Genomic DNA, 19,297 nt, shown 5'->3' with positions numbered 1-19,297 from the left:
TCTCAGAGAGTTCTGAGATCGCGTGGGTAGCTTCCTCGGCCATGGCGCACGACTACCTGATCATCGGGGCCGGACCGGCCGGGTTGCAGCTCGCGGCACTGCTGGAGCGCGACGGTCGCGACTACGCCGTCCTCGAACGCGGCAACAGGGCGGGCGCGTTCTTCACCCGCTACCCGCGGCACCGCAAGCTCATCTCCATCAACAAGGTCCACTCGGGGTACGCAGACCCGGAGCAGCGGATGCGGATGGACTGGAACTCGCTGCTGCTCGACGATCCGGACCTGCTGTTCACCCGGTACAGCCCCCGGTACTTCCCCGCGGCCGACGACATGGTCCGCTACCTCGAAGACGTCGCCACCGGCCTGCGTGTGCACTATGACGTCGAGGTCGCCCGGATCGCCAAGCAGGGCAACGCGTTCGTCGTCACCGACCACAGCGGACGGACGTGGCAGGCCGCGCACCTGGTCGTGGCCACCGGTGTGTCGCAGCTGCACGTGCCGGACATCCCCGGCATCGAGCACGTCGAGCGCTACGACACCTTCGACACCGACCCGGAGGGGTTCACCGGCCAGCGGGTGCTGGTGATCGGCAAGGGCAACTCCGGGTTCGAGACCGCCGACGCGCTCGTCGAGCACGCCGCCGTCATCCACGTCGCCGGGCCGCACTCGGTGAAGCTGGCCTGGCAGACGCACTACGTCGGGCACCTGCGGGCGGTGAACAACAACTTCCTCGACACCTACCAGCTCAAGTCGGAGAACGCCGTCCTCGACGGCACGATCGAGCAGATCGACCGCAGGCCGGAAGGCGGTTTCCGGATCCGGTTCCGGTACGCGCGCACGCAGGAGCAGCTGCGCGAGCTGGACTACGACCGGATCATCGCCTGCACCGGGTTCCGGTTCGACAGCTCGATCTTCGCCGGCAGCGCACTGCCGCGGCTGGTGGTCGACGACCGGTTCCCGGAGCTCACCTCGGCGTTCGAGTCGACCACCGTGCCCGGCCTGTACTTCGCCGGCACCATCACGCAGTCGCGCGACTTCAAGAAGTCGACCAGCGGGTTCATCCACGGCTTCCGCTACGGCGCCCGCGCGCTGCACCGCATCCTCTCCGCCCGCAACCACGGCACGCCGTGGCCGGGGCGGGAGGTCGACGCCTCTCCGGAGTCGATCAGCGACGCGCTCATCGCCCGGCTGAACCGCTCGTCGTGCCTGTGGCAGCAGTTCGCGGTGATCGGCGACGCCGTCACGGTCGACGGCGGCACGGCGCGGTACGAGGAGGAGGTGCCGGTCGCCTACGTCCACGACGGCGGTCTCGACGCGGCCGAGCACCGGTTCGTCGCGACGCTGGAGTACGGCCCGCACCACGACACCGTCGACCCGTTCGACATCGACGTCCCCCGCGTCGCCGAGAACGACGCCGCGCACGCCGCCGACGCGAGCTACCTGCACCCGGTGGTCCGCTACCACCGCAACGGCGAGCTGGTCGCGACCCACCACCTGGCGGAGAACCTGGAGAACCACTGGGACGTGCCGAGCGTGCACCAGCAGCCGCTGGCCGTGTTCGTGAAGGAATGCCTTGCCGGCGCGTGAGGCCGGGCCGTTCCCGCGGGCGGTGCTCGACGTGCTCGCCGTCGCCGCGGACCGGCCGGTCTTCGAGCACGGCACCCGCGTGGTGACCGGTGACGAGCTGCTGGACCTCACCGCGCGGATCGCGCACGGACTGCGCTCCCGCGGCATCGGTCCCGGTGACGGGCTGGCGCTGCTGCTCGGCGTCACCCCGGAGGCGTTCGCCACGATCCTCGCCGGGCACGCGGTGGGCGCGCGGGTCGTGGGCGTGCGGCCGGGCCTGACCGACGCCCAGGTCCGGCACCTGCTCGGCCTCGACATCGCGCTCGTCCTCGAAGACGCCGACGTGGACGCGTTGCGGCGGCACGGGAGCGCCGAGCTCACCTGCGCCGGCCGCCCGGACGACGTCGCCCGGCTCATCCACACCAGCGGCAGCACGGGTGCGCCCAAGGCCTGTGCCCAGACCTACGCCGCGATGACCCGCGCGTGGACCGCACGGCCCGAGGCGTGGCCACCGGCGATCCGCGACCTGGCCGGCCGCCTCGACCGCTACCTCGTGTTCGGGTCGCTGTCGAGCCAGGTCATGTTCGAGTACGCGGTCCTCACGCTCACCGCGGGCGGCACGGTCGTCGTCGCCGACACCCCCGCGCCGGTCGAGTCGATCACCCGCCACCGCGCCACCGCGCGGGTGATCACCGTGCCCGGACTGGCGAAGCTGGTGCGCGGCCAGCGCGAGCGGCCCGCTGACCTGTCGGCGTTGCGCGCGCTGCTCGTCTCCGGGTCACCGCTGACGGCCGAACGCCACCGCGAGGCACTGGAGGTCCTGGGACCGGTGCTGTTCCACGGCTACGGCCAGACCGAGACCGGCATGATCTCGATGGCCACGCCCGCCGACCCGCCCGGCACGGTCGGCCGGCCACCGGTCGACGTCGAGGTCCGCGACGGCGAGCTGTTCGTGCGGACACCCGGCCAGGCCGGCTCCTACTGGGCGAACCCGGCCGAGTCGGCCGAGGTGTTCGTCGACGGCTGGGTCCGCACCCGCGACCTCGGCCACCTCGACGCCGATGGCTTCCTGCACCTCACCGGGCGGGCCCGCGACGTCGTGATCGTCAACGCCAACCTGCACCACATCGGCCCCATAGAACAGGTGCTCGCCGAACACCCGGACGTCGCCGAGGCCTACGTGGTCGCCGTGCCGGACGAGGACACCGGCGAGGCCGTGCACGCGTTCGTCGTCCCCCGCGCCGACCGCGTGCCCGCCCTCGCCGAGCTGCGGCACCTGGTGACCGAACGGCTGGGCGCCGCCTGCGCTCCGGTGCGGGTCACCGCCATCGCCGAACCCCCCGTCGCCCCGAGCGGCAAACCCGACAAGCGCCGGTTGGTCGAACCGGTCGGCACCGCGTGAAGGAGAAACCCTTGTCCAGCGAGGTTTCCACCGACTGTCTCGTCATCGGCGCCGGTCCTGCCGGGCTGCAGGCGTCCGCCCTGCTCAAGCAGGCGGGACGCGACCACCTGGTGCTCGAGTCCGGTGCGGCGGCCGGGACGTTCTTCACCCGCTTCCCGCGCCACCGGATGCTGATCTCCATCAACAAGGTGCACACCGGCTGGGACGACCCAGAGCTGAACCTGCGCACCGACTGGAACTCGCTGCTCACCGACGACCCGGACCTGCTGTTCACCGCCTACACCCCGCGCTACTTCCCCGGTGCCGACGACATGGTCCGCTACCTCGGCGACTTCGCCGTGAAGAACGACCTGCCGATCCGCTACGACACCACGGTCGTCTCGGTGACCCGGCCGGACGACTTCGTGGTGCACGACCAGCACGGCGGCACGTACCGGGCGAAGCGGCTCATCGTCGCCACCGGCGTCTCGAAGCAGTACGTCCCCGACATCGAGGGCGTCGAGCACGCAGAGCCCTACTACGACGTGTCGGTGGACCCGGCCGACTTCACCGGCAAGAAGGTCCTCATCATCGGGCGCGGCAACTCGGCGTTCGAGACCGCGGACAACCTGGTCGAGACCGCCGCGGTCATCCACGTCGCCGGCCCCGGTTCGCTGAAGCTCGCCTGGCAGACGCACTTCGTCGGCCACCTGCGGGCGGTGAACAACAACTTCCTCGACACCTACCAGCTCAAGTCGCAGAACGCGGTGCTGGACGGGCACATCGCGGGCATCCGGCGCGACGGCGACGACTACTGGGTGAAGGTCAGCTTCCAGCGGGTGAACGAGGTGGTGAAGGAGATCCGGTACGACCGGGTGATCCTCGCGACCGGGTTCCGGTTCGACGCCTCGATCTTCGCGCCGGAGTGCCGCCCGCAGCTCACGATCAAGGACCGCTTCCCCGACCAGACCGCGGCGTGGGAGTCGGTGAACGTGCCCGACCTGTTCTTCGCCGGCACGATCACGCAGGCCAGGGACTTCAAGAAGTCCACAAGCGGGTTCATCCACGGCTTCCGCTACGGCGTGCGCGCGTTGCACCGCATCATCGAGCACCGCTACCACGGCGTGGACTGGCCCAGCCGGGAGATCGCGGCCGACGGCGTGACCGACGCGATCATCGAGCGGGTCAACCGGACCTCGGCGCTGTGGCAGCTGTTCGCGTTCATGTCCGACGTCGTGCTGTTCGGCGCCGACGGCACGGTGCGCTACGTCGAGGAGGTGCCGGTCGCGCACCTGCACGAGGCGGTGGCCCGCGGCGAGTTCGGCGACGTGGAGTCGTACCTGGTGGTGACGCTGGAGTACGGCGCAGACCACGACAAGGTCAACCCGTTCGACATCTCCGCCGGCCGCACCTCGCAGGACGACACCAGCGGGCTCGACGGCCGCTACCTGCACCCGGTCGTGCGCCGGTTCCGCGCCGGCGAGCTGGTCGACGAGCACCACCTCACCGAGAACCTCGAGAACGAGTGGGACAGCGAGACGGTGCACAGGGCGCCGCTGCGGGAGTACCTGCGGTGAACCCGGTGCTCGCGGAGCTGCACGACAAGGCACGCGCGGTGCTCGACCCCGTCCACTACGACTTCTTCGCGGGCGGGGTCGGGGACGAGGTCGTGCTCGCGGAGAACGAGGCCGCGTTCGCCCGGCGCGCCCTGCTGCCCAGGGTGCTGCGGGGCGGCGCGGTGCGCACCGGTTTCCCGGTGGTGGTAGCGCCGACGGCGTTCCACCGGCTCGCCCACCCCGACGGCGAGCTGGCGACGGCGCGTGCCGCCGGGGAGGCGGTGCTGGTGTCCAGCATGGCCTCGACGGTGCCGATCGCCGAGGTCGTGGCGGCGGCGAGCGGGCCGGTGTGGTTCCAGCTCTACCTCCAGCCCACCCCCGGTGTGACCGAGGCGCTGGCGGAACGGGCGGAACGGGCCGGCTGCGCCGCGCTGGTCGTCACCGTCGACTCGCCGGTGTTCGGCCGGCACCGCAGGGACATCGCGCACGGGTTCCACGACCTGCCACCGGGGCTGGCGGCGGAGAACATGCGCGACCTCGCCGGTGCCACCGGTCTGCGCGACATCGAGATGGCGGCGTTCACGTGGGAGGACGTCGACCGGCTGCGTGCGCGGACCTCGCTCCCGGTGTGGTTGAAGGGGGTTCTGCACCCGGCGGACGCGGTGCTCGCGGTGGAGCACGGGGTGGCGGGGATCTTCGTGTCCAACCACGGCGGCCGTCAGCTCGACGTCGTGCCGGCGGCGCTGGACGCGTTGCCCGCGGTGGTCGAGGCGGTCGCCGGGCGGGTGCCCGTCGTGCTCGACGGTGGTGTGCGCGGCGGCGGGGACATCGCGGTGGCGCTGGCGCTCGGAGCGTCCGCGGTCGGCATCGGCCGGCCGGTGCTGTGGGGGCTCGCCGCCGACGGCGAAGCAGGGGTGCGGCGGGTGCTCGACGTGCTGCGCGACGAGTACCTGCACGTGCTGGCGCTGTGCGGGGGCGAGCTGAGCGGCGACATGGTGGTGACCCGGTGCTGAGGTGGTTGCCGGGGCGGGTGGTCGCGTTGCGCGCCAAGGTGTTCGAGAAGGTCAACGGCGACAACGCCATCACGTTCCCGAACGACGTGGTGGGCCCCGACCGGTTCCAGGAGCTCTACGGCCACCCCGCCGTGAACGGCCGCAGCAGGGGCGCCGGGTTGTCGGACCTGTTCTGGTACTGGCTCTCCCCCGGTCCCGAGGTGCACCAGGAACACCTGGAGGACGGGCCGCGCTACGACGACGTGGCCCGCGTGACGCGGACGTTCCTCGCCGGGCCGAGCGCCGATCTCGCGGACCTCGCCACCCGCTGCACGGCGAAGGTCCTCGGCGAGGTGCTGACCGGACCGGTCACGCACGTGCGGTTGCGCGACCTGATGATGCCGGTGTGGGCCGAGTACTTCTACGAGCTGGTGTTCGGCGAACCCTGCCCTCGGTACGCGCGTGACCTGGTCGTCGAGCACGCCGACGACGTCGTGAGCGCGTTGAAGTGCACGGGGCTGCGCCACCCCGCCCGCCGGGAGCGGCTGAGCCGGTACCTGCGGGTGCGGCTCGCGGACGTCCGCCACCCGCTGCCGGAGACGTTGTCGGAGACCGAGCAGGTGCACTACCTGCAGGGCACCTACTTCAACACCGCGGTCGTGCAGATGTCCGAGGCGATGGCGCACCTGCTGCTCGCACTGGCCCAGCACCCCGAGGCGGCCCGGCGGGCGGACGACGACCGGTACTTCGGCCACGTGCTGGACGAGACGTTCCGGCTCTACCCGCTGTTCGGCATCGCCCACCGCATCACGACCGCCGACGTCGTGCTCGACGAGCACACGTCGTTCCCCGCCGGTTCGGTGCTGTGCTTCGACTACCCCGCCTACCACGCCACCGGCTACGACGACCCGCACGCGTTCGACCCGTCCCGCTGGGAGCGCACCAACGCCCGCCGCGAGCACCACATCCCGTTCGGCGTCGCCGCCAACCGGCCGTGCCCGGCGTGGCGGCTCTCCCCCATCGCGATGCGCGCGGCCGCCAGGGAGGTCCTGCGGCAGGTCACCCCGCACTCGCCGGTGGCGCACACCCGCTCGTTGCCCAGCCGCGGCCCGTGCCTGCTCGTCCGCACCGGCCCGGTGCCCCGGCGGCGGCTCGCCCTGATGCGCGTGCGCGACCGCTGGGGTGACGTCTGGCGCAGCGTCGTCCAGCTCGTGCTCGGCACCGTGATGGTGGTGCACGCCCGCCGGCTGCGGCTGGCGGGGCGCTACTTCGAGACGAACGACCCGCAGGGTTGCCCGGTCCGCCACTGACCCCAGGAGATCCCCGGTGAACCAGATCCACTTCGCGTTGCAGGTCTTCGCAGCGCTCGCCGTCGTGCTGGTCGCGACCACGGTGTGCGGGCGGCTGGCCATGCTGGTCAAGCAACCCAGGGTCGTCGGCGAGATGGTCGCGGGCGTGCTGCTCGGACCGGCGCTGCTCGGTGCCGTCGCCCCCGGTCTGCAGGCCCAGCTGTTCCCGGCTGACGTGAAGAGCACGCTGTACGTGCTGAGCACGATCGGGCTGACGTTCTACATGTTCCTGGTCGGGTCCTCTTTGGACCACGGCCTGACCACGGGTGCCAACGCGCGCAGGGCGTCGGTGCTCGCGGTGTCCGGCATCGTGCCGACGTTCCTGCTCGGCGCGGGCGCGGCGATGCTGTTCTTCGACTCCCTCAGCCCGCAGGGGTCGAGCCTGTGGGTGTTCATGCTGTTCGTCGGCGGCGCGCTGTCGATCACCGCGTTCCCGATGCTGGCGCGCATCCTGCAGGAGCGCGGCATCGCGAACACCCCGATCGGCGGCCTGACCCTGGTGGCCGCGGCGATCGACGACGCGGTGGCGTGGGCGTTCCTCGCGCTGATCATCGCGGTCGGCGCGTCGGGCAGCCCCGGCGGTGCGCTGCGCACGATCATCGGCGCGGCGGTGTTCGCGGTCGTCATGCTCACGATCGGCCGCAGGTGGCTCGCGAAGCTGGGCGAGCAGACCGAGCGCACCGGCGAGCTCAGCCGCGACGCCATGGCGGTCATCCTGCTGGTCGTGCTGGTGGCCGGCTGGTTCACCGACTTCATCGGGGTGTTCTCGGTGTTCGGCGGGTTCATCACCGGGCTCGCGATGCCCAAGTCGCCGGTGCTGCGCCGGGAGCTGGAGACGAAGCTGACCGACCTGAACTCGATCCTGCTGCTGCCGGTGTTCTTCGCGTTCAGCGGTCTCAACACCCAGGTGTCCGGGTTCGGGTCGGGTGGGGCGCTGTGGTGGCAGCTCGCCGTGGTCATGCTGGCCGCTTTCGTCGGCAAGTACCTCGGCTGCGGGCTGGTCGTGCGGGCGCAGGGCTACTCGTGGCGCTACGCCTCCGCGGTGGGCGGCCTGATGAACGCGCGCGGGCTGATGATCCTGATCTTCATCAACATCGGCCTGGCCTACAACCTGGTGACGCCGGAGATGTTCGCGATCCTGGTGGCGGTCGCCATCCTGACGACCGCCGCCGCGATGCCGATCTACCGCGCCTCGCTGCCCGCGGGCATGGACCTGCAACCGGAGGTGGAGCCCGCCCCCAGGACGCCGGCGCGGCCGGCTGCCTGACCACCGCCGCCGGACCGGGCATCGCCGCGCTCTCCCGCGCCACCTCCCCGGCGACCTCCCGCGTGGTGGGGTCGCCGAGGAGGTGGCGCGCCCGTTCGGTGTTCAAGGCCGCGGACAGCGCGTCGCCGTTGACGAACTGGTCGGCGCCCTGCGGCAGCACCAGCTGGGGCAGGCCCGCCGCGAGCGCGCCGAGCACGGTGCCGGTGCCGCCCTGGCGAGCGGCACCAGCGGGTGGAGGTGGCCGTGGGCCGGGCGGCACGAGAAGAGGATGCGCACCCGGCCGGGGCCACTGATCATCACTCGCGCATGCCGATGGTGTCGATCGGCTTGGCGCGCAACGACAACCGGGTCGCGACCGCGATGGACGCGGTGCCCAGCAGCACCGCACCGGCGAGCACGGCCGGGAACACCCACCCCGGCCCGGCCGGCAGCGGTGTGCCGGTGGCGCCGAGCGCGAGCAACGTCAGCGGCAACGCCGCCACCAGCGTGCCGAGCACCACGGCGATCCCGACGGTGAGCAGCGCCTCCGCCCGCATCATCCGCACGACCTGCCGGCGACCGGTGCCGACCAGGCGCAGCAACGCGAACTCGCGGCGGCGCTGGGCGGTCGACATCACCAGGGTGTTGGACACCGAGATGGCGACGTAGCCGAGGATCACGCCGACGGCGACCAGGTTGAGCAGGAACTGCGCCCGCTGGTCGCTGCGGTCCGGTCCGTCGAGCGCACCGGTGAGCGCGAGGCCGGGGTAGCGGCCGACCAGGTCGGTCAGCCGTGCGGCGTCGTCGGTGCGCACCAGCAGAGCGCTGTCCATGCCCGCGTTGGTGTGCGCGCGAGCGTCGGCGGCGGACATGACGTGGTCGCCGAACGCGAGGTCGTGCTTGAACGTCGCCACGACCTTGAGCCGCGCGGGCTGGCCGTCGGCGTACCAGAACTCGGCGGTGTCACCGATCTTCTTGTCGTTCCAGTACGCGTAGGAGTCGCTCAGCGCGACCGTGCCGGTGGTGAGGTCCCCGATGGTCCCGCTCGTGACACCGAGGTCGACGGCGGCGTCGGAGTCGATGCCGTGGGCGGGACCGCGGTTGACCTCCGTGCTGTCACCGGTCCTGCGCGCGGTGATGACCTCGGTGCGCACGAGCGGCGTCACCCCGGTCACGCCGGGCAGGTCCCGGACGGCACCGGCGAGCTCCGCGGGCACCCCGGCGACGCCGGTGACGACGTGGTCGGCGGTGATGGAGCTGGTCGTCTCCTGCTGCACCGCGGCGGTGAACGTCGTCTGGCTGTAGAAGTTCACGACGGCGAACCCGATCGCGAGCATCAGCGGCGTGACGGCGGCGGCCATGCGGCGGGAGTTCTTGAGCGCGTTGGCGGCTGCCAGGTGCCCGCTGACCCGGGAGAGCCGGCCGAGCCCCGGTGCGACGAGCCGCACCAGCCCGCCCACGACGCGCGGCCCGACCAGGGACAGACCGATGATGATCACCAGGGCGGCCATCACCGACATCGCGGCGCCGAGCTGGCCGCGGACGAACAGCGGCACCGCGGTGGCGCCGACGCCGACGGCCAGGGTGACCCAGCCGACGACCAGCCGCACCCGGCCGAGGTCGCGCTTCTGCAGGGAGGCCTCGCCGAGCGCCTCGACCGGGTTGATCGAGGACGGCCGTCGCGCCGCGCTCCAGGCGGCGACGCGGGCCGCGCCCAGTCCGATCAGGAGTGCGGCGGCGAGCGGGATCGGGCTGATCGTCAGCTCGAAGTCCGCCGGCACCACACCGATCTGCGCGAACGCGCTGCGCAGCCCCTGGCTGACCGCGATGCCGAGCACGCTGCCCAGCACACCGGCGACCGCCGCGACCACCAGCGTCTCGACGCCGATGAGCTTGCGGACCTGGCGCGGGGTCGCACCGACGGCGCGCAGCAGGGCGAACTCGCGGCGTCGCTGCTCGACGGCCAGCGCGAGCGTGCTGGCGACGACGAAGATCGCGACGAGGACGGCGTAACCGCCGAAGGAACCGGCGATGATCGCGAGGATCGACTTGGTCTGGCTGACGTCGTCGAACTCGGCTGCGCTGCGGTCGGCACCGGAGGCCACGGAGACGTGGTCAGCGGCGAGGGCGTCCTCGACCCGGTCGGCGAGCCCGGCGGCGTCCCCGCCGCTGCCGAGCACGCCGATGGCGCTGACCTTGCCGGGATGGGCGGCGAGCTCGTCGGCCTCGGCGTCGGTGAAGAACACCGACGCCTGCCTCGACCCGGCGCCCTCCGCGACCCCGACGACCCGGTAGGTCACCGGCACGGACCGGGTCGCGATCCGCACCTCGTCCCCGACCCGTGCCGCGAGCCCGGCGTCGAGCACCACCTCGTCGCCCGCCGCCGGGGCCCGCCCGGACTTCAACGTGAACGGCGAGAGCACCGCCGAACCCCAGTTGTGGCCGAACGACGGCTTGTCCGCGAGCACCTGCCCGTCCGCGGTGACCACCGTGGCCGGGAAGGTCTGCTCGGCGACCGCGGCGCGCACACCCGGCACCGCGCGGACCTTGTCGACCAGCCCCGCCGCGACCGGCGGCTGTTCGCTGGCGTGCTCGAACGCGAGGACGTCCCCACCCTCCGGTCGCACGATCCGGTCACCGCTGACGACGACGTCCGCCGCCGCGTACCGCTGGGTCGGCACGCCACCGCGCAACCCGGACTCCATGAGCACGCCGCACGCCGCGACGAGCGCCGTGCCGCACAGGATCGCCACGAAGGCGCCGATGAACCCGCCGGTGCGGGCCTTGACGGTCTGCCAGGCCAGGATCAGCACGGCTCACCACTCCCCGAGGTGCGTCATGCGCTCGGCGACCTTCTCCGGCGTCGGCGCGACGAGCTCGCCGGCCAGCCGTCCGTCGGCCAGGAACAGCACGCTGTGCGCGGCCGAGGCGGCCACCGGGTCGTGCGTGACCATCAGCACCGTCTGCCCCATCGAGTCCACAATGGACCTCAGCAGGGTCAGCACCTGGTGCGCGGTGCGCGAGTCCAGCGCACCGGTCGGCTCGTCGGCCAGCACGACCTCGGGCCGGGCGATCAGCGCCCGCGCGATGGCGACCCGCTGCTGCTGCCCGCCGGACAGCTCCGCGGGGTGGTGCCCCAGCCGGTCGCCCAGCCCGACCCGCTCGACGACCTCGTGCAGCCACCTGCGGTCGGTGGACCGGCCGGCCAGCCGCAGCGGCAGGGTGATGTTCTGCTCGACGGTCAGCGACGGCAGCAGGTTGTAGGCCTGGAAGACGAACCCGATCCGGTCGCGGCGCACCTTCGTGAGCGCGGCCTCCTTCAGCGCGCCCAGGTCGGTGTCGCCGAGCAGCACCCGTCCCGAGGTCGGCTTGTCCATGCCGGACGCGCAGTGCAGGAACGTGCTCTTGCCCGATCCCGACGGCCCCATCACGGCGGTGAAGGTGCCCCGGCCGATGCCGACCGTCACCTCGTACAGCGCGGTGACCGCACCACCCCCGGTGCCGTACACCTTGCGCACCGCCTGCAGCGACAGCGCGTCTGCCCTCATCACGTTCTCCTCGGTAGGTCCTGCTTGCAGGAGAAACGTAGGTTCGGCGACCCCTTCGGAACGATCACGCAGACTGCCCGGCCGGAGGTGGAGCCTGCTCCACCACGCCAGGGCGTTCGTCGGAGCGGACGAACCCGGGGTGTCAGATTCGTCGGCCCGCACGAGGTGTCCGCGGGGCCGCCGAACCTAGCGTTGCCCGCGACCGGAGTCACGTCGAGGTGAACGGGGCACGTGCATGTCGAGGCTGAACGAGATCAACGACTGGTTGCAGCAGAACCTGCCCGAGCTGGTCGCACGGCACGGCGTGCCGGGAGCCACCGCCGCCGTGCTCGCCGGCGACGAGCTGGTCGAGGCCGCGGCCGGGGTGCTCAACAAGAAGACCGGTGTGGAGACCACCACCGACTCGCTGTTCCAGATCGGGTCGATCACCAAGGTCTGGACGACGACGCTCGTGATGCAGCTGGTCGACGAGGGCCTGGTCGACCTCGACGCCCCGCTGCGCACCTACCTGCCCGAGTTCCGCATCGCCGACGAGGACGCCGCGCAGCGGATCACCGTGCGGCAGCTGCTGAACCACACGGCGGGCTTCGAGGGCGATCTGTTCACCGACACCGGCCGCGGCGACGACTCCGTGGAGAAGTACATCGCGACGTTGCACGACACGCCCCAGCTCTTCGCACCCGGCGGGATGTTCAGCTACAACAACGCCGGCTACACCGTGCTCGGCCGGGTCGTGGAGGTGGTGCGCGGCAAGCACTACGACCGCTGCCTGCACGAGCACCTGTTCGCACCGCTCGGCCTGACCCACGCGGCCACCGACGCCTACGAGGCGATCCTGTTCCGCGCCGCGGCCGGGCACCTCACGCACGACCCCGGGCAGGGTCCGCAGCTCGCACCGGTCTGGGCGCTCGTGCGCTCGAACGCCCCCGCCGGGTCGATGCTCGCGATGAGCGCCCGCGACCTGCTCGCGTTCGCGCGGATGCACCTCGACGGCGGCCTCGCGCAGGACGGCACGAGGGTGCTGTCGCCGGAGAGCGTCGCCGCCATGCAGCAGGTGCAGGTCGAGGTGCCGAAGCTCGCGGTCATGGGCGACACCTGGGGTCTGGGCTGGGAGCTGTTCCACCTGCCCGGTGCGACGGTCGTCGGCCACGACGGCGGCACCATCGGGCAGAACGCCTTCCTGCGCCTGGTCCCCGAGCAGGGCGTCGCCGTCAGCCTGCTGACCAACGGCGGCAACACGCTGGAGCTGTACCGCGAGGTCGTCGGGCACGTCCTGCGCGAGCTCGCCGGCGTCGACCTGCCCGCCATGCCAGAACCGGCGCAGGCCGCCGAACGCCCCGACGGCGCGCGGTTCGTCGGCACCTACACGTCCTCGGTCGGCGAACGGGTCGTGACGCAGGACGACGACGGCCGGATCTGGATGGAGCTCGTGCCCAAGGGGATCATGGCCGAGCTCAGCCCGGAACGCGCCGGCCGCACCGAGCTGTTCCCGTGGGAGGGCGACACGCTCGTGGCCGCGGAGCCGACGCTCGGCATCTACCTGCCGCACGCGTTCGTCGGTGACGACGGCCAGGGCCGGGCCCTGTACCTGCACACCGGCCGCGCGGACCGCCGGGTGGCCCCGTGACGGACAGCGCGGTGGCGGACGGCGCGGTGACCGGCAGCGCGATCTCCGACCGCATCCGGGCCGCGTTCGCCGAAGCCGGTGCCGAGGGGTTCGTCCACGCCCGCGAGGTCGGCGTGACCGGCGGGCCCGAGGTGTGCGTCGGCGCGGACGACCAGGTCGTGCTCGCGTCGGTGTTCAAGATCCCGGTGGCGGTCGCCTACGCCGCGGAGGTGGCCGCCGGGCGCCTCGACGAGACCGAGCGCACGCGGGTCACGTCCCGCTACCGGATCGGCGGCATCGGCACCGCGGGGTGTGCCGACGACGTCGAGATGAGCTGGCGGGACCTGGCGCTGTTCATGATGACCATGAGCGACAACGCCGCCACCGACGTGCTGTTCCACCGGATCGGACAGGCCGCGGTCGACGGGGTGCTCGACCGCCTCGGCCTGCACCGCACGCGGATCATCGGCTGCTGCGAGGACCTGTTCGCCTCGATGACCGCGGACCTCGCCATGGGCGTGGAGCAGGCGGAGGAGGTGCTGGGGGCACCGACGTGGGAGGTCGTGCGGAACCTGTCCATAGTGGACCCGCAGCGGACCACCTCCTCGACGCCGCGGGAGGTCACCGCGCTGCTGGACGCCATCTGGACCGACCGCGCCGCCGTCGCGCAGGCGTGCGAACGGGTTCGGTCGATCATGGCCAGGCAGGTCTGGCCGCACCGGCTCAGCTCCGGCTTCCCCTCCGACGTCCGGGTCGCGGCCAAGACCGGCACGCTGCCCGGTGTCCGCAACGAGGCCGGCGTCGTCACGTACCCCGACGGCCGCGACTACGCGGTCGCCGTGTTCACCCGCGCGGACTCCGCGGTCCTGCGCCAGCCCGCCGTCGACGCGGTCATCGGCCGCGCCGGACGCCTCGCCGTCGACCACCTCCGGAGCACCTCATGAAGCGCACGATCGCTCTGCTAGCGGGAATCACCCTGGTGGCCGGCTGCGGCTCCGGCGGCACCTCGTCCGGCGCGCTGGCGCAGGGCGGGACGTTCACCCTGTCCGTCGGCGCCGATCCGGGCACGCTCGACCCGGCGCTCACGGTGCTGTCCGTCGCGCGCCAGGTCGGCCGGTTCCTCTACGGCCGCCTCGTCGAACCCACGCGCTCGGGTGAGGTCGTGTCCGGGCTCGCGGAGAAGTGGGACGCCGACGTCAGCAAGGCGACCTTCACGCTGCGCTCCGGGGTCACGTGCGCCGACGGCGCGCCGCTCACCGCGGCCGACGTCGCCGCGAACATCAACTTCGTCGGCGACCCGCAGAACAAGTCGCCGCTGGCCGGCCTCCAGGTCGCCCCCGGCACCACGGCCACCGCCGATGAGGCCACCCGCACGGTCACCGTCACCAGCGGCGCGCCGGACGCGTTCCTGCTGACCAACGTCGGCACGCTGCCGATCGTCTGCGCGAAGGGCATGGCCGACCGGTCGCTGCTCGCGAAGGGCGAGCAGGGCACCGGGATGTTCACGATTTCCGAGGTCGTGCCGAACGACCACTACACGCTGACCCGCCGCAAGGACTACGCGTGGGGTCCCGGCGACTGGCAGCAGGAGCAGCAGGGCCTGCCGGACAAGGTGGTCCTGCGGGTCATCCCGAACGAGACGACGGCGGTCAACCTGCTGCTGTCCGGTCAGCTCACCGCGGCCACGGTCGCCGGTCCCGACCAGGAACGCCTGCTGGCGCAGAAGGTCGACCACGTCGACTACGCGACCCCGCTGGGCATGTTCGCGTTCAACCACGCGCAGGGGCTGCCCGGCAGCGATCCGGCCGTGCGCAGGGCGTTGCTGCAGGCGCTCGACCTGGGGCAGGTCGGCAAGGTGCTCACGAGCGGCAAGGGCAAGCCGTCGCAGAGCTTCGTGACCGTCGAACCCCGGCCGTGCACCGGTGACAACGTGAGCGCGCACCTGCCGAAGTTCGACAAGGCCGCCGCCGAGAACGCGCTGAAGGCCGCCGGGTGGTCGAAGGACACCAAGCCGCTGACGATCCGGCTGATGCAGCCGACCATCCTCGGGCCGACGCTGACCGCGACCGCCGAGCTCATCCAGAAGGCCTGGCAGGAGATCGGGGTGCGGGTGACCATCCAGCCGGTCGACTCCGCCGGGCTCAACCAGGCGTTGTTCAGCACCGGCGCGTGGGACGTCTCGATGGCGCCGATCACGCTCGGGCTGCCCAGCCAGCTGGTGCCGTTCGCGGCCGGCCCGGTGCCGCCGCAGGGCGTGAACTTCGGTGCCATCACCAACCCCGAGTACGCCGAGCAGACGAAGCTCGCCGCGACGAAGGCGGGCAGCGCCGGCTGCGAGAACTGGAACAGGGCCGAGTCCGCGCTGGTGAAGAACGCCGACCTCCTGCCGTACTTCGACGCCGTGGTGCCGACGTTCGTCAAGGGCGCCAGGTTCACCATGAGCGACGGCCTCGACCCGGCCTCGATCCGGATGCTCGCCTCGTGACCACCGCCACGACCTCGACGGCTTCGAGCGGCGCCTCGTGGCTGCCGTTCGCGCGGCGGCGGGCGGTGCGGTTCGCGACCTCGCTGTGGGCGCTGGTGACGGCCGCGTTCCTGATGATCCACCTGATCCCCGGTGACCCGGTGCGGGAGGCGCTCGGCCTGACCGCGCAGCCCGACGTGGTCGCCGCGCGGCGGGAGGCGCTGGGGCTGGACGACCCGCTGCTCGTGCAGTACTGGAACTACCTGGGTGACCTGGTCCGCGGCGACTTCGGCGTGTCGCTGGTCAGCGGCACGCCGGTCGCGGACCTGATCGGCGACCGGCTGCCCGCCACCGTGCAGCTCGCGGTGCTGGCGTTCCTGGTCGTGGTCGTGGTGGCGGTTCCGGTGGGCGTCGGCATGGCGGTGCTCACGAAGGGCGGTCGCCGGCGCGGCGGCGAGCTCGGGTTCACCTCGGTGAGCGTGGTGGTCGCGGCCATCCCCGAGTTCCTGCTCGCGGTCGCGCTGGTCAGCCTGTTCGCCGTCACGCTCGGCTGGTTCCCGGTGGCGGGCAACGACGCCGCCGGCTCGTGGGTGCTGCCGGTGCTGGCGCTCGCGCTGGGCCCGGCGGCGGTGCTCGCGCGGATGGTGCGGGTGGAGCTGCTGTCCGTGCTGGGCAACGACTTCGTGCGCACGGCCAGGGCGAAGCGGCTGCCCGCGCGGCTGGTCTACCTGCGGCACGCGCTGCCCAACGCGCTGACCGCGACGCTCACGCTCGGCGCGATGATGCTCGCCGCGCTGGTGGCGGGGACCGTGCTGGTGGAGAACGTGTTCGCCTGGCCGGGTCTGGGTTCCACGATCGTCGGGTCGATCCAGCAGAAGGACTACCCGGCGGTGCAGGGCATCGTTCTCGTCTACGGCACCGGTGTGCTGCTGGTGAACCTGGCCGTGGACGTGGTCCTCGCCCTGCTCGACCCCCGTTCGACGATCCGGGAGGCGTGATGCGCCGTTGGCTCGCAGTCGCCCGCACACCGGTCGGTGCCGCGTCCGCCGTCCTGCTGCTCCTGCTCGCGGGACTGGCCCTGTTCGCCCCGCTGCTCTGGGGTGAGCAGGCCGGCGCGATCGACACGGACGCGCTGCAGCAGGGTTCGTCCGCGGCGCACCCGCTCGGCACGGACGCGTTGGGGCGCGACATCCTCCACCGGGTGCTGGTGGCGACCCGGCTGACCATCGGCCTGGCACTGCTGGCGACCGTGGTCGGCGTGGGCACGGGTGTGGTGCTCGGCGCGCTGCCCGCGGTGCTGCCGCGCTGGGCCGGGCGCGTGGTGACGGCGGCGGTCAACATCGCGGTGGCGTTCCCCGGTCTGCTGCTGGCGCTGTTCTTCGCGGTCGTCTTCGGCACCGGGACGACGGGTGCGGTGCTCGCCATCGCGTTCGCCCTCGCGCCGTCGTTCGCCCGCCTCACCCAGACGCTGACGGCGTCGGTGAGCGGCCGGTCCTACATCGCGGCGGCACGGGTGAGCGGCGTCGGCCGGTTCCGCGTCCTGGTGCGGCACGTGCTGCCGAACGTCGCAGAGCCGCTGGTGATCAACGCGACGCTGGCGGCGGGGTCGGCGCTGACCGCGTTCGCGGGACTGTCGTTCCTGGGCATCGGCGTGCAGGCACCGTCCTACGACTGGGGCCGGCTGCTCGGCGAGGGCCTGAACCGGATCTACGTCTCCCCCGCGCCCGCGCTGGGACCGGCGGTCGCCGTGGTCGTCGCCGGGCTGGCGTTCAACCTGTTCGGCGAGGCGGCCGCGGCCGTGCTGGGCCACCGGCCACCGCCGGTGCGGCGCGGCCGGCCTGTGCCTGCTCCGTCCACTGTGGACGAGGTGGCGGACGAGGGCGTGCTGACCGTGCGGAACCTGCGGGTGTCGTTCCCCGGTCCGGACGGCTGGGTCACGCCGGTGCGCGGGGTGTCGTTCGCCGTGCGCGAGGCCGAGGTGGTCGGGGTGGTCGGCGAGTCGGGGTCGGGCAAGAGCCTGACCGCGCTCGCGGTGTCCCGGCTGGTCGAGCACCCCGGTGTGGTGACCGCGGACCGCCTGGAGTTCCTGGGGAAACCGGTGGAGGGCACGCCGGACCGCGAGCTGGGCACGTCGCTCGCCATGGTGTTCCAGGACCCGATGACGTCGTTCAACCCGACCCGGCGCATCGGCAGCCAGCTCGCCGAGGTCTCCGAGCAGCACCAGGGGATGTCGCGCAAGGACGCGTGGCAGCGGGCGGCGGACCGGCTGGAGTCGGTGCGGGTGCCGGGGCAACGCGCCAAGCAGTACCCGCACGAGTTCTCCGGCGGCATGCGGCAACGCGCCATGATCGCGATGGGCCTGATGGGCGATCCCCGGCTGGTGATCGCCGACGAACCGACGACCGCGCTGGACGTCACGGTGCAGCGCGAGGTGCTGCGGCTGCTCGGCCGCATCCGCGACGAGCGCTCGACGGCGGTCCTGCTGATCAGCCACGACATCAGCGTCGTGCAGCGGACCTGCGACCGGGTGCTCGTGATGTACGCGGGGCGGATCGTCGAGGAGCTGCCCACGGCGGAGCTGTTCACCGCGGCACGGCACCCGTACACGACGGCGTTGCTGGCGGCGGTGCCGACGCTGGAGACCGACCGCGACCAGCCGCTCGCGGTCATCCCCGGACGGCCGCCGGAGCCGGCCGAGGTGGTGGCGGGCTGCCCGTTCGCTCCGCGCTGCCCGCTGGCGGACGACCGCTGCCGCGCGGAGGAGCCGGTGCTGACCGCGGTCGCGGCGGGACACCGGGTGTCGTGCTGGCGGGTGGAGGAGCAGCAGCGGTCGGCACTGGCCGAGTCTGCCGGGAGCCGAGGGGGAACCACGTGAGCGAGCTGCGCTTCGAGTCCGTGTCCGTCCACTACGGACACCGCAGGACCGGGCACCTGGCCGTGGACGACGTCAGCCTGACCGTGCCGTCCGGGCAGGTCGTCGGCCTCGTCGGCGAGTCCGGCTCCGGCAAGTCCACCCTGGCGAGCACCGCCGTCGGCCTCGTCGACGCCACCTCCGGCACGATCTCGCTCGGCGGCGTGGACGTCCGCAGGCTCCGCCGGCGTGACCGCGGGTTGCAGATGGTGTTCCAGGACCCGTACTCCAGTCTCGACCCGCGGATGAGCATCGGCGAGTCGATCGCGGAGGCGATGCCGAGGGGCACCGACCGCCGCGCCGAGGTCGCCCGGTTGCTGGAGCTCGTGCACCTCGACCCCGACCGCGCGACCGCGCTGCCCGCCCGGCTCTCCGGCGGGCAACGGCAACGGGTCGCGCTCGCCAGGGCGCTCGCCGGGCGGCCGGAGGTGGTCATCGCCGACGAGATCACCTCCGCGCTCGACGTGTCCGTCCAGGGCGCGGTGCTCAACCTGGTGCGCGACCTGCAACGGCGGCTCGGCCTGTCGATGCTGTTCATCTCCCACGACCTGGCCGTCGTGCGGTACGTGAGCGACCGGATCGCGGTGATGCGCGGCGGCCGGATCGTCGAGGAGGGCGAGGCGGACCAGGTCCTCGCGCGGCCCCGGCACGACTACACCCGTGAACTGCTGGAGGCGTA

13 protein-coding genes and 2 pseudogenes are annotated in these 19,297 nt (G+C 72.4%); 12 read left to right on the top strand and 3 right to left on the bottom strand.

The genetic code is table 11. The features are described from left to right. The first annotated feature begins 41 nt into the window (after positions 1-41). Genes ACVDFE_RS24505 through ACVDFE_RS24480 form a run of 6 tightly spaced genes read left to right on the top strand, consistent with a single transcriptional unit; the run spans position 42 to position 8,110 of the window. Complete coding sequence (locus ACVDFE_RS24505) at positions 42-1,586, top strand: NAD(P)-binding domain-containing protein (RefSeq protein ID WP_458432003.1); 1,545 nt, start codon at positions 42-44, stop codon at positions 1,584-1,586. Further along, the gene (locus tag ACVDFE_RS24500) at positions 1,573-2,967 is read left to right on the top strand and encodes a class I adenylate-forming enzyme family protein (protein WP_360388718.1); all 1,395 of its coding nucleotides are present in this window, start codon (positions 1,573-1,575) and stop codon (positions 2,965-2,967) included. Before ACVDFE_RS24505 ends, ACVDFE_RS24500 begins: the two co-directional genes overlap by 14 nt. Positions 2,968-2,978: 11 nt before the next feature. After that, positions 2,979-4,523, top strand: a complete 1,545-nt coding sequence (locus tag ACVDFE_RS24495) for an NAD(P)-binding domain-containing protein (RefSeq protein WP_360388721.1) — start codon at positions 2,979-2,981, stop codon at positions 4,521-4,523. Beyond that, positions 4,520-5,515, top strand: a complete 996-nt coding sequence (locus tag ACVDFE_RS24490) for an alpha-hydroxy acid oxidase (RefSeq protein ID WP_458432002.1) — start codon at positions 4,520-4,522, stop codon at positions 5,513-5,515. The genes ACVDFE_RS24495 and ACVDFE_RS24490 overlap by 4 nt, the downstream gene beginning before the upstream one ends. Then, the gene (locus ACVDFE_RS24485; protein ID WP_360388727.1) at positions 5,509-6,804 is read left to right on the top strand and encodes a cytochrome P450; all 1,296 of its coding nucleotides are present in this window, start codon (positions 5,509-5,511) and stop codon (positions 6,802-6,804) included. Before ACVDFE_RS24490 ends, ACVDFE_RS24485 begins: the two co-directional genes overlap by 7 nt. Before the next feature lie 16 nt (positions 6,805-6,820). Continuing rightward, entirely contained in the window at positions 6,821-8,110 is a 1,290-nt protein-coding gene (locus ACVDFE_RS24480; protein WP_458432001.1) for a cation:proton antiporter, read from the top strand. Between the two features lie 52 nt (positions 8,111-8,162). Here the strand turns inward: ACVDFE_RS24480 and ACVDFE_RS24475 are convergent. From ACVDFE_RS24475 to ACVDFE_RS24465, 3 genes and pseudogenes are all read right to left on the bottom strand, one after another. Then, positions 8,163-8,270 (bottom strand): annotated as a pseudogene (locus ACVDFE_RS24475) (hypothetical protein); the annotation flags it as partial. Positions 8,271-8,406: 136 nt separating this feature from the next. Beyond that, on the bottom strand, positions 8,407-10,902 hold the full coding sequence (locus tag ACVDFE_RS24470; RefSeq protein WP_458432000.1) for an FtsX-like permease family protein: 2,496 nt from the start codon (positions 10,900-10,902) through the stop codon (positions 8,407-8,409). A gap of 3 nt (positions 10,903-10,905) precedes the next feature. Further along, positions 10,906-11,637, bottom strand: a complete 732-nt coding sequence (locus tag ACVDFE_RS24465) for an ABC transporter ATP-binding protein (RefSeq protein WP_458431999.1) — start codon at positions 11,635-11,637, stop codon at positions 10,906-10,908. A gap of 235 nt (positions 11,638-11,872) precedes the next feature. On the opposite strand from ACVDFE_RS24465, the gene ACVDFE_RS24460 reads away from it, so the two are divergent. The 6 genes and pseudogenes from ACVDFE_RS24460 to ACVDFE_RS24435 form a co-directional block, all read left to right on the top strand. Further along, positions 11,873-13,264: a serine hydrolase domain-containing protein gene (locus ACVDFE_RS24460; protein WP_360388739.1), complete on the top strand. Its 1,392-nt coding sequence runs from the start codon at positions 11,873-11,875 to the stop codon at positions 13,262-13,264. Then, positions 13,261-14,187, top strand: coding sequence for a serine hydrolase (locus tag ACVDFE_RS24455; protein ID WP_458431998.1), 927 nt, complete (start codon positions 13,261-13,263; stop codon positions 14,185-14,187). Before ACVDFE_RS24460 ends, ACVDFE_RS24455 begins: the two co-directional genes overlap by 4 nt. Next, positions 14,184-15,728, top strand: a complete 1,545-nt coding sequence (locus ACVDFE_RS24450) for an ABC transporter substrate-binding protein (protein WP_458431997.1) — start codon at positions 14,184-14,186, stop codon at positions 15,726-15,728. Before ACVDFE_RS24455 ends, ACVDFE_RS24450 begins: the two co-directional genes overlap by 4 nt. After that, entirely contained in the window at positions 15,725-16,705 is a 981-nt protein-coding gene (locus tag ACVDFE_RS24445; RefSeq protein WP_458431996.1) for an ABC transporter permease, read from the top strand. The genes ACVDFE_RS24450 and ACVDFE_RS24445 overlap by 4 nt, the downstream gene beginning before the upstream one ends. After that, complete coding sequence (locus ACVDFE_RS24440; RefSeq protein WP_458431995.1) at positions 16,705-18,582, top strand: dipeptide/oligopeptide/nickel ABC transporter permease/ATP-binding protein; 1,878 nt, start codon at positions 16,705-16,707, stop codon at positions 18,580-18,582. Before ACVDFE_RS24445 ends, ACVDFE_RS24440 begins: the two co-directional genes overlap by 1 nt. Next, a pseudogene (locus ACVDFE_RS24435) lies at positions 18,579-19,295 on the top strand (ABC transporter ATP-binding protein); the annotation flags it as partial. The gene ACVDFE_RS24440 and the pseudogene ACVDFE_RS24435, both read left to right, overlap by 4 nt. Between the last annotated feature and the right edge of the window lie 2 nt (positions 19,296-19,297).

Source organism: Lentzea chajnantorensis, assembly GCF_054300775.1.
This window is presented reverse-complemented; position numbering and strand designations above follow the sequence as displayed.